Annotated in this window: 11 protein-coding genes; 3 read left to right on the forward strand and 8 right to left on the reverse strand. The window is 54.8% G+C overall.

Annotation, left to right across the window (positions count from 1 at the left end):
• The first annotated feature begins 448 nt into the window (after positions 1–448).
• From L3J03_11135 to L3J03_11145, 3 genes are all read left to right on the forward strand, one after another.
• On the forward strand, positions 449–787 hold the full coding sequence (locus tag L3J03_11135; GenBank protein MCF6291532.1) for a cytochrome c3 family protein: 339 nt from the start codon (positions 449–451) through the stop codon (positions 785–787).
• A 345-nt stretch (positions 788–1,132) separates the two neighbouring features.
• Positions 1,133–2,257, forward strand: a complete 1,125-nt coding sequence (locus tag L3J03_11140; protein ID MCF6291533.1) for an NADH:flavin oxidoreductase — start codon at positions 1,133–1,135, stop codon at positions 2,255–2,257.
• Between the two features lie 147 nt (positions 2,258–2,404).
• Positions 2,405–3,790, forward strand: a complete 1,386-nt coding sequence (locus L3J03_11145) for a GAF domain-containing protein (protein MCF6291534.1) — start codon at positions 2,405–2,407, stop codon at positions 3,788–3,790.
• Positions 3,791–3,877: 87 nt separating this feature from the next.
• Here the strand turns inward: L3J03_11145 and L3J03_11150 are convergent, their stop codons facing one another.
• The 8 genes from L3J03_11150 to L3J03_11185 form a co-directional block, all read right to left on the reverse strand.
• Entirely contained in the window at positions 3,878–4,468 is a 591-nt protein-coding gene (locus L3J03_11150; protein ID MCF6291535.1) for a YeeE/YedE family protein, read from the reverse strand.
• The gene (locus L3J03_11155) at positions 4,468–4,974 is read right to left on the reverse strand and encodes a YeeE/YedE family protein (protein ID MCF6291536.1); all 507 of its coding nucleotides are present in this window, start codon (positions 4,972–4,974) and stop codon (positions 4,468–4,470) included. The genes L3J03_11150 and L3J03_11155 overlap by 1 nt, the downstream gene beginning before the upstream one ends.
• A 15-nt stretch (positions 4,975–4,989) precedes the next feature.
• Positions 4,990–5,166, reverse strand: coding sequence for an ATP-binding protein (locus L3J03_11160; protein ID MCF6291537.1), 177 nt, complete (start codon positions 5,164–5,166; stop codon positions 4,990–4,992).
• A gap of 125 nt (positions 5,167–5,291) precedes the next feature.
• Positions 5,292–5,609, reverse strand: coding sequence for a M48 family metallopeptidase (locus tag L3J03_11165; protein MCF6291538.1), 318 nt, complete (start codon positions 5,607–5,609; stop codon positions 5,292–5,294).
• Between the two features lie 107 nt (positions 5,610–5,716).
• Entirely contained in the window at positions 5,717–8,620 is a 2,904-nt protein-coding gene (locus tag L3J03_11170; protein ID MCF6291539.1) for an HsdR family type I site-specific deoxyribonuclease, read from the reverse strand.
• Positions 8,621–8,699: 79 nt separating this feature from the next.
• Positions 8,700–9,068 carry a four helix bundle protein gene (locus L3J03_11175; GenBank protein ID MCF6291540.1) on the reverse strand — a complete coding sequence of 123 codons (369 nt, stop codon included), beginning with the start codon at positions 9,066–9,068 and terminating at the stop codon, positions 8,700–8,702.
• A gap of 61 nt (positions 9,069–9,129) precedes the next feature.
• The gene (locus L3J03_11180) at positions 9,130–10,113 is read right to left on the reverse strand and encodes a DNA-protecting protein DprA (GenBank protein MCF6291541.1); all 984 of its coding nucleotides are present in this window, start codon (positions 10,111–10,113) and stop codon (positions 9,130–9,132) included.
• Between the two features lie 449 nt (positions 10,114–10,562).
• Positions 10,563–10,924 (reverse strand): restriction endonuclease subunit S (locus L3J03_11185; GenBank protein ID MCF6291542.1); only part of this gene is annotated, 362 nt, incomplete at its 5' end.

The following is a 10,924-nucleotide window of genomic DNA, read 5'->3' on the forward strand; positions in this document are numbered from 1 at the left end:
TCGCCGTTGCGGCGAAGCGAGTTCCTGCTTGATAGCCTGTTTATGAACAGCCGGCCCTTCTCAATGGAGCGGCCGTTGGTAGAAGAAGACCCCTTTCCCGACAGGAGGGGGTTTACTGAATGTTTACCCGCCCGCTGACCGGCCCCACTGTTAACTATCCTGGACAACTCATTATTCCCCTTGCAATTTTGCAAGCCCCGCAGTATAGACACCACCGTTTATGTCCGGCCGTGCCACCATGGCCGGACATCGGTTGAAATGCCCGGCCATGGTTCCGGCCGGACGATTTTTTATCTTAAGCAAGGGTTCGCTCATAACTGAATTCGCAGAATCGGCGCCCGGGGCTGGGCCGGATTTCGTGATTGAAGATCAACGAAAGACGGTCCGGAGACGGAACGCGAAAATGTGAAGTTATTTCTGGGTGTACCCAAAGGAAGGAGGTTTGGATATGAAACGATTAATCATCGGGCTGGCCGTTGCCGGGATGCTGTTGGTTGCGCCGCTGCTGGCCGTTGCCAACAACGGACCGGCAAAAATCGACCTGAAGGCCAAGTTCGGCTTTGAGGGCAAAAAGGCGGCGGTGATCTTCCCCCATGCCGAGCACCAGGCAAACAACAAATGCACCGACTGCCACAAGGATGCCAACGGCGGCGCCCTCAAGGTGACGATCGAGAAGAAGAAGGGCTCCAAGAACGACTTCCACGTCAAGCTCTGCTTCCCCTGCCACAAGGCGAAGAAGGTGCCCAAGGGCAAGTCCTGCCGGACCTGCCACAAGAAGAAAAAATAGATCGCTCTGTACCAGTTTTCGTCCAAAAGGGCCGGGGAATCCCCGGCCCTTTTTTTTGGCTTTTTCCGGCGCAAGACGAGGGGCCATTGTCTCCGGTGGAATCTGTCGGTCTCGTAACAAAAACACGAGACGTAAGGTTTCGGTAAACCCCGTACGTTTGAGGTTGGACCGGGAAAGGGGTTTTCTGAATGTTTACCACGAGACGGACGTGTATCACGTTGTAACTTGTTGATTTTGCTAAGTGGCATTTGAAACATCAAATTTTTTGTTTTGCGGTCATCAAGTTTCAGTGTATGTAAGAAATATTCCCATTAAATCCCGACATCCTGCCCGAGGAGAAGGACCATGCGCACCATATTCGAGGAGACAACGATCAACGGAATGACCCTTGCCAACCGGCTGGTCCGCTCGGCCACCTGGGAGGGGATGTGCGAACCGGACGGCCGGCCCACCACCAGACTGGCGGCATTCTACCGGGACCTGGCCCGGGGCGGGATCGGGCTGCTGATCACCGGCTACACCTTTGTCCGGCCGGAGGGCAAGCAGATGCCCGGCAAGATGGGCATTCACACCGATGCCTTTGCCGCGCAGATGCGGGCATTGACCGCGGCGGTGCACGAACAGGGGGGAAAGATCTGCATGCAGCTGGTCCATGCCGGGGGCCAGACCGACAGCGCCACTGCCGGGCAACAACCCCTGGCCCCCTCGGCGGTGCAGGTCGAGCAGTTCCCTGAAGTCCCGGCGGCCATGAGCCGCGGCGATATCAACGGGGTGGTGGCCGCCTTTGCCGCCGGGGCGCGGCGGGCCCGGGAGTACGGCTTTGACGCGGTGCAGCTCCACGGCGCCCACGGCTACCTGATCGACCAGTTTCTGTCGCCGCTGACCAATCGCCGCACTGATGATTACGGCGGGGGCCGGGAAAATCGCGGCCGTTTCCTGCTGGAAGCGTACCAGGCCGTCCGCCGGGCAGTGGGCTCCGACTACCCGGTGCTGATCAAGTTAAACGGCAGCGACTTTCTCGATAACGGACTTGACATCGATGATGCGGTTTATTTTGCCCGGCAACTGAATACGGCCGGGATCGATGGGATCGAGGTCAGCGGCGGCACCCCGGCATCGGGCCACAGGAGCCCGGCCCGGCAGAAGATCAACCGGCCTGAAAAAGAGGCCTATCACCTGGCCCTTGCCGGCCGAATGCGGCCAGCGGTCGCCTGTCCGCTGATGGCGGTGGGCGGTTTTCGCAGTTTTGAGGTGGCTGAGACCGCAATCCGGAAAAAAACCATTGATTATGTCTCCATGGCCCGGCCCCTGATCAGGGAGCCCGGCCTTGCCAACCGCTGGCAGCGGGGCGACCGCAGCCCGGCCCGCTGCATCTCCTGCAACGGCTGCTTCATGCCCGGGATCAAGGAGGGCGGCATCTACTGTGTGACCGCTAAAAAAGAAAAGGAGAAAAAAGAGGGCCGGCGCTGATGCGGCGATATAAACTGATAGGATCTTTGCCACGCAAAAATAAGCAGTTGCAACAACCGGGCCGACCCGGTAGTATATGCAACCCTTTGCAGGATAATGTTTCGACCCCGTTTTTTTGGGATTCAGGGAAACCAGGCAAAACATGTCATGAATACGATGGAACAGCCGTTGTATAACAGCAGGATCCCGCTCAATTATATCCGGCTCATCGAAAAAAAATATAAATATGTTGATGTGGACCAACTGATCGAGGCCGCGGGCATGGAACGGCACCAGGTCGAGGATCAGGGCCACTGGTTCAGCCAGAAACAGATCAACCGTTTCCATCAGCGGCTCAGTGAACATGTCTGGAACAAAAATGTCGCCCGCGAGGCCGGGATGTTCCTCTCCTCCCCGGACTCCCTCGGCTCGGCCCGGCTGCTTGTTCTGAGCGTTTTCCCGCCGGCCCATGTCTATGGCCTGTTCACCAAGAATGCGGCCCGCTTCTCCCGATCATCCATCTATAAGAGCAGACAGCTCGAGCCCCACAAGACCGAGATTACGGTCACTCCCAGGCCTGGCGTGCGGGAGGAGCCGTTCCAGTGCGACAACCGGTTGGGATATATTGAGGCCATGGCCCGGTTGCTCAAGCTCGAGGCGCCGACGATCGAACATCCCGAGTGCATCTTTAAGAACGGGGAATGCTGCCGCTATGTAATCAGTTGGGCCTCGTCCTCCAATAAATTATTGCGGCGGACGATCCTCTTCGGGCTGATTCTGCTGCCTGTCGCATTTGCCCTGTTCTCCTACTTTTTTTCAGTCCACCAGGTTGCACTCCACTTCCTGCCCTGGGGCCTGTCCATCGTCCTGCTGGTGGTGCTGGTTGCCAAATTTCTTTCTGTCCGGGAAATGCGCGGGGTATTGGGAAACGTCCGGGAGGTCTCGGAAGAACTCTTTGACCAGATTGAGGAGAATTACAAGACGGCCCAACTGATCAGCGAGATCGGCCGGGCCGTCGGCCGGCAGGGGACCTCGGTGGACGCCCTGCTGAAACGGCTGGCCGGTATTCTGGAAAAGTATCTCCCCTATGACCGCGGCATGATCATGCTTGCCGATCGCGAGAGGACCCAACTCAACCCCAAGGCCTGGTACGGGGCCGACGAGACCCATTTCAGGGTACTCGACGGCCACGGCTCGGGCCTGCGGATCGACCCCCCGGGATCACCGGGGATCGCCGGCCGGGTCTTTCACCTGCAGCAGCCGGTGCTGATCGATGATATCGAGCGACTCGCCCGGAAGATCCCGTCGGCGAATCTGGAATTTGCCCGGAAGCTGGGGGTCCGGTCCTGCATCATCTGTCCGATCATCTTTGGCGGCAAGTCACTCGGGGTGCTGGCGGTGGACAACCACCCTACCAGGAGAAAGCTGCGCCAGCGGGACCTCAACCTCCTGATGGGGATCGCCGCCCAGATCGGAGTCTCGATTCACTGTACCATTCTTGAAAAAAATGCCCAGGCCAAGCGCAACTCCGGATTCCGGCTGATCAAGGGATAACTCGCCCGCCCGGTCCCTCTCTGGGACAGGTTCCCAGACTCCGGGCTCCGGCCGGGACAAGTACCGCTCCAGCAGAAAATTATAATTTTATCCCCCTTCTTTTTCCCTTAATTCGGGTCGTTCCAGGAAATAGAAGAGCCCGCCGGCAACTATGTACAGGAAGAGCAGGACCAGCCAGTGGTTTACCTTGAGCAGCTTGGGCAGGGTCATGCCGCCCATGGGCGAACTCAGGTAAAAAGAGTCAAGGGCCGGATAAAATACAGCAAACAAGAGGGAACCGGCGATGATGCCGACGATGACCACCAGGGCGTCGAGCCGGCCGGTGCCGAGACCGGTCAACGCGGTTCCCGGGCAATAACCGCTGAGGGCGAAGCCGACACCAAACAGCAGGCCGCCGACAATCTGGGGCCAGAAAAAGGTCTGCACGATCCAGACCTTGTTCAGGTCAAGAAATCCCAGGTCGGCAAGCAGGTAAAGACCGGTGGCCGCCACCACAATGGCGGAAAACATGACCTTGGGCACGGTGAAATCAGTCAGATAGAAGATGCCGGCCAGCTTGTGCGGATTGCCGAGTCCGCCCCTTTGCAGAAAGAAGCCGAACAATATCCCCAGGAGCACCGCCAGCCCCAGGGAGCTGTTGGCGCTGATCATTCCAGTGGCGTATAAAGGTGCGGTCATCACCATAACCTCCTGTATATGGCGGCTGTGACAAAGCCGCTGGCAAACATGGCAATAACAAAGACAAATCCGGCCACTGCCAGCTGGGCGCCGCCGGCCAGGGCCACGCCGCTGGTGCAGCCCCGGGCCAGGCGACTGGCAAAGCCGATGAGCAGGCCGCCGCCGAAACCGGCAAGCAACCTGGTCTTGTTATCTATTCTCCTGCCCTTGTCAAAGCGAAACTTGAATGAACCGCTCAGCAGGGCCGCGGTCAGGCCGCCGAGGAGGATGCCGCCCACCTCAAACAGGAGCCAGTCCTTAAGCGGGGCGGCCGTCTGCAGATAGCGGCCAAGATACTTGAGGCTGCCGGCATAGTCGGGGCTGACCGTCTTAAGGCCCACCGCCCCCAGCCGGGCAAAGGCGCTGGAGGCCCCCAACCCCCAGCCCATGATGCAGAAGGTAACGAGAAGGGTCAGGCCGATGGCGCCGCCGGCGAGATAGGGTGACCAGTAGTTGTTCTTTTTCATGGAGTCCTCCTGATTTTATATGAAAGTCGTCACCAAGCGCCGGCCTTGCCATGCCGGAGTGACGCCAAGCAGCAATATGCCGCCATGTCGGTTCAGGAAAGCGCAAACCATCTCGTAAACGCCTTTGTTGAGATTGCGATGATATTCCTTGAACTCCAGGGTCAGTCCCTCGCCCTGGCGGATCAGTTTCATGATATCGTGTCTATTGCTCACCATGCACAACTATCCCCAACTGATTTATCTGTTTCGGTTTCGTTTTTTTCTGGATCATGTTTTTTTTCCGTCACGGAAACCGGTTCCCCTGCCGGTGTCAAAAATCAGGCCTGCCCTGTTTCCCGCCCTTTTTTCAAGACTCGTTCCTCCATCTTTTCATAGTCACCCAGATGCGCCCGCATGAGGCTCTTCCAGAGCTTGCCATGGTTGGGCACAAAGAAGTGCAGGAGTTCATGGACAATGACGTAGTCCCAGAGGTCCCGGTCAAGTTCCAGCAGCTCGGTGTTGAAGTTCAAATGGCCGTTGGTGGAGCAGGAAGCCCATTTGTTGCGCATGGGCCGCACCCCGAGCCAGACCACCTTTACTTCGAGTTTTTTCGCCCAAAGGCGGACCCGTTCTTTAAAATCACGTTTTTTATTCATTGCCTTTATCATCAGCCGGATGCAATGAAATCGGAAATTGCCGGATTCTAATTCGGTTGAATAATATCCTTATATTCCTAATTCCTAATTCAAAATTCATAATTGCCCTATATCCGGTTTGCCTTTTCCAGCAGGTTGAAAAGATCCTCTACCAATCCGGTGACCAGATCCAGATCATCGGTTTTGGCAAAGATGGCAAAGGTTACTTTCTTGCGCAGTTCCCGCAACGAATTCTCGCTTTTCTTCCAGTTGGGGTACTCGACAAAGGCCTCCCTGATCTTGCGGCTCACCTCTTCGGCGTTTTCTATCTTGGCGTCCAGAAGGGTGCGAAATACAAAATAGGTCAATCCGTCAAAACCTTTTTCGGCCTGCTCTTTCTTGCGTTTTTCATTGGCTTCCACTTCCCTCAGCAGCTCGGCAAGCGCCTCGGCGGTAGTGGTCTGGCGATTCTCGAAGTTTTCCTGCACTGCCAGGGCACGCTCCGCCATGGCAATGAGGTACGGGTCGTTGCTTTCTTCCTCGGCCTTCTTTTCAATGCTCTTGACCAGGTTGATGATCTTGCTGCCGGCACCACCTTTTTTATTAGTGATATATTCGACGGTCTCTTCGTTGATGGTCAGGACTTCTGAAACGTGCTGGATATAAGTAGTGCCGATATGGTTCCGCACCAGCTCATTGGTCTTTTTCTGGAATGCCCTGTCGACCTGGATGCGTTTGGCGTAGGCCTTCCGCACCACGTCGTAAATCGCGGACAGGGTGGAGTAATCATCGATAAAAGGCCGCAGGAAAGCATCCGGCGAGATGATCTCATAAAGCATCTCGATTTCCTTGTACTCCTTGAAGAACTCCTTGCGCCGGGCCGGGTCGCGGAAATGTTCGATCAGGGTATCGACATCCTTGTCATCGAAATTCCGTTCAATCAGGCCAAGATATTCCGGGGCCTTCTGCTCCATCTTGTTTTGAAAAAGCACCTTGAGCAGTTTCAGGTCCTTTACCACCGCGTTGATCTCATCGCTGTCAAAGGCCAGAGCTTTTTCCAGCTTGTCGAAGATGCCGACAAAATCAAGCACCAAGCCGTGCGGTTTCACCATCTCAACCTGTTCGTTCTCATAGGGCCTATTCACCCGGGCAATGGCCTGCAGCAGGGTGTGGTCGCGCATCGGCTTATCAAGATACATGGCGTACAATACCGGCGCATCAAAGCCGGTCAGCAGTTTTTCGGTAACAATGAGAATCTTGGGTAGCCGTTCGAGTTTATTGAAACTCTTGCGGATTTGCCGTTCCTTTTTCGGATCGAGATGGAACTCCTTGAGCAGCTCCGGGTCGTTGTTGTTTCCCGTATACACCACCTCGGAATACTCCTGAGGCAGAAATTGATCCAACGCATGCTTGTACAAGGCGCAGGCCTCCCGGTCCACCCCCACCAGGAAGGCCTTGTAGCCCAGCGGTTCCACATTCTCGCGATAATGGTCGGCCACAAACCGGGCCACTTCTGGGACCCGCTCCTTCCCCTTGAGGAAGTTTTTCAAGTTTACCGCCCGCTCTAAAATCTTGTTCAGCTCCTCGATGTCGGCCACGCCCTCGGCTTCGGCCAGGGCCAGAAATTCCTTGTCCAGGATTTCGTGCGGCACCAGCATTTCATTGGGGGCCAGGTTGTAATACAGCGGCAGGGTGGTGCCGTCCTCAATGGAATCGGCAATGGAATATTTATGCAGGTAGCCCTTGTCGTCCTCACAACCGAAGGTCTTAAAGGTCCCTCTTCCATATGCCGTCTTGTCGATGGGCGTGCCGGTGAAGCCGATATAGGTGGCATTGGGCAGCCCGGCCATCAGGAAGTTGCCGAGATCGCCGCCCGTGGTCCGGTGGGCCTCGTCGATCAGTACATAGATGTTTGCACGCGGATTGATGTTTGCCGGCATGTCGCGGAACTTGTGGATCATGGTGACGATGATGCCCCGGTAATCATCCCGCAGCAGTTTGTTAAGGCGGGAGATACTGGTGGCATGTTCCAGATTGCCCAATCCCAGGGCGGCCAGGTTCTTGAGCATCTGGTCTTCCAGTTCGTTGCGGTCGATCATCAGAAGAATGGTCGGTTTGTCCGCCTTGGGAGCGCGGAAGAGCATCTCCGCCGCCTTGATCATGGTAAAGGTCTTGCCGCTGCCCTGGGTATGCCAGACCAGACCGCGCCTGCGGTCCGGTTCCAGGGCCCGGCGGATTACCCGTTCCACTGCGCCGGTCTGATGCTGATGCAGGATATATTTGTTCAGTTCCTCATCTTTTTCGGCAAAGACAATGTAGTCTTTTAAAAAGGAGAGCACCTTGGAAATGGCGCAAAAACTCTTGACCTTGGCCTCCAGTCTGCCGACTTCCTCGTCCTTCCAGTTGAAGATATTGCGGCGCACCATGCTCCAGGTCACCCCGTAGGAAAAGCCGATGGCATCGGTGGCGGAAAAAATCTGCTCGGGCACGAACAGCTCCGGGGTCTCCCGATGGTAACGGCGGATCTGGTCCACTCCCAGTCCAATGGCCTCGTCCTTGTCGGCATTCTTGCACTCGATCACCAGTACCGGGATGCCGTTGATCAAGAAGACCACATCCTCACGAATTCCGTAATGGCCGTTGTGAAAGGCAAACTCCTCGGTGACTTCAAAGACATTATTCCCCGGCGTCTTGTAATCGATCAGGACCAGGTCACGCTCCCGGCTCTCTTTATGATCGAAATACTTGCCGCGGTTGCGCAGATGTTCGATAAAGTCCCGGTTTCCGTAAATGTCGGCATGGAAATATCGGAATTTCCCCAGCAGCGCCCCCGCCGACTCGCTGTATCGCGGGTTGAACTCCCGCACCTTGGCATCGAGCAGATCGTCGAAGAACAGCGAGGCCCCTTTGGCCCGGTCCTTGGGGGCAGCGTCCGAATCAAAACCGCGCCGCGCTTCCGCCTTTTCACGGGGCACAAACGTCCAGCCGATTTCTCCAGCGTATTTCAGGATGCGGGTCTGAACGGTTTTCAATTCGCCTGGCTTCATTTTAATTAGGAATTACGAATTAGGAATTAGGAATTGTTGTTGCTGGCCTCATTATTCTTACCACCTAATTGGTAGTTTTTGATTTTCCCTTCATCGACTTAATGATCGATCCGGAAAGTTTCAGGAGTTCTTCGCAATCATTGATGATCGAATCGGCGTGTTGATTTTCGAGGATATTGGAATCACGAAGTAACCGGAGCCAGTAGTGGGTCTCACGCGCTTCTTTGTAAGCGATGCTCATCTTTGAGATAAAATCCCTTTCGGATTGGCCGCCAACGGCTTCTTCGACATTCGCCCCAATTGACGTTCCGCTGCGAACGATCTGCTTAGACAGTATGAATTCCTTCTTCTCTTCACACAGATAACGATACAACTTCACGACTCGCAATGCGAAGGCATACGACTTGTCCAGTACAGGGTTCTCGGATTTCATTCGTAATTCCTAATTCTCAATTCTTAATTCCAATCCGTCCAACGGATTGAAACGGGGCTCCTCACCCTGTTTTGTATTCCTCTTTCTTGTCGAACAGACCCTGTTGCCCCTCTGACCCTTCAATACGATAGGGCTTGCTTTTGTATATCGCTGGTTGGGGTGTCTTTCCTTTATTCGCAATCATGTTAAAGACTTCTCTCATGTTGGCGCGATTTGTTGCGTTGTTTTTATAAAGCTCAAGGGCGCCTTGCCGCAAAAGCTCCCGGTTGCCCACCGCTGTTTCCGGCATACCCTGATACACCGGGGCAAACAGCGGAATCCCCATCTTCAGACAAGCCCGTCCGGCTTCAATACTGCCTCCCTTGCTGGAAGACTCGATCAGGATCATCGATGAGGTTAAGGCGCAAATGGTCTTATTGCGCTGCATGGCGTTTCCGACTCTCCACGGGACACCGGGGAGGAACTCGCTGACCACGGCGATCCTGTCCCAGTCCCACAGGTCTTTCAGGTCGCGCTTGATTTTGAAATGCAATATTCCCTCGCAGAGCACCAGGGTCGTGGTTCCGCCGCATTCAAGCGCGGCGCGATGGGTTGCCATGTCCACGCCGGCCGCGTAGCCGGAGACAATATTGATGTTTTCCCGCGCTAACTGGTCGGCACAGTCCGTTGCCGTGGTCAAACCTTTCTCGCTTGCCTTGCGCGAACCGCAAAAACCCACGGAAACCTTCTTGAGTAGATCAGGATTGCCGAGGACCATGAGCAGGGGCGGCGCTTTTTTCAGAAGCCTATCCCGCAATAGAGGCGGATACCGGTCTTCCAGAATGGAAATGAATGTCACCTCCATTTGTGCAAGGCGTTCCCAGTCTTGCCGGACTTTTTCTTCGGAGCCGACAAATTCTTCGTACTGCTTGGCGGAAAGAAACGGCTGTAACCGGTCCGAATCTAAATCAGCGCCCATCTCGGCCAGGATCGTGTTGGTTTTTACGACTCCGATTCCGGGTGTCTCTAAGAGGCGTAGTATGGTGTATGCCGGATGTTTTTCCATTTCCCTATCGTCTGCTCACATTGTCATATAACACCTGTCTTCTCTGCTCTCGCGCAATCCAATGTGGTCAGCAGAACATAAAGAATGAAATGCATTTCTCAAGCTTTCGCAAAAAGACAGAACCAGGCTCCAATCTTTTCCTTCTTCCCGAGGAGGATGCAAAGGCTCGGGCCATTCTAACGAGAGTTTCATCCTTCTGCGCCGTCCCGGAGTAATCATCTCCTCAATTTTTTCTCGCGTTATCGGAGATTGCATCGTGGATTGAACTCCCGCACCTTGGCATCGAGCACATTAATGAAGAACAAACTCCCATTCCTAATTCCCAATTCTAAATTCTAGATTCCCATAAGTGCTGGTCTTCGCGGTCACCAACTTATTTAATCTGGAATGAGGAATGGCTTCCATCATTACCGATAGGCTTTTTGCTTGGCTGCTTTCATTCGTAATTCCTAATTCTCAATTCCTAATTCCAATCCGTCCACACGGATTGCTGCCGTCATCAGTTCGTGAAGAAGGGTGCGGAAGAGGTCTTTGGTGGCATTGAGCTTCCTGCAGTGATTTTCTAGTTTCTGATCGATCCTCTTGATAGATGCGGAAATTTCTTCCTGCTCGGCGATGGAAGGAAGGGGAATCAATAAGCCTCTCAAACGAGTTCCTGAGATGTTCTTCTGAATTGCTCCTTGCGCGAGTTGAAGTACATGCGGTCTGCCAACTGGAGAGTTAATGTAGTGCTGAAGGAAGTTGGGTCGCACGGACGGTTTCATTCGTAGTCGGATCAAAAATGCGCCAGGTAACACTGGCATCGAATGAC

The sequence above is a fragment of the Desulfobacterales bacterium genome (genome assembly GCA_021647905.1).
Classification (GTDB): Bacteria; Desulfobacterota; Desulfobulbia; order Desulfobulbales; family BM004; genus JAKITW01.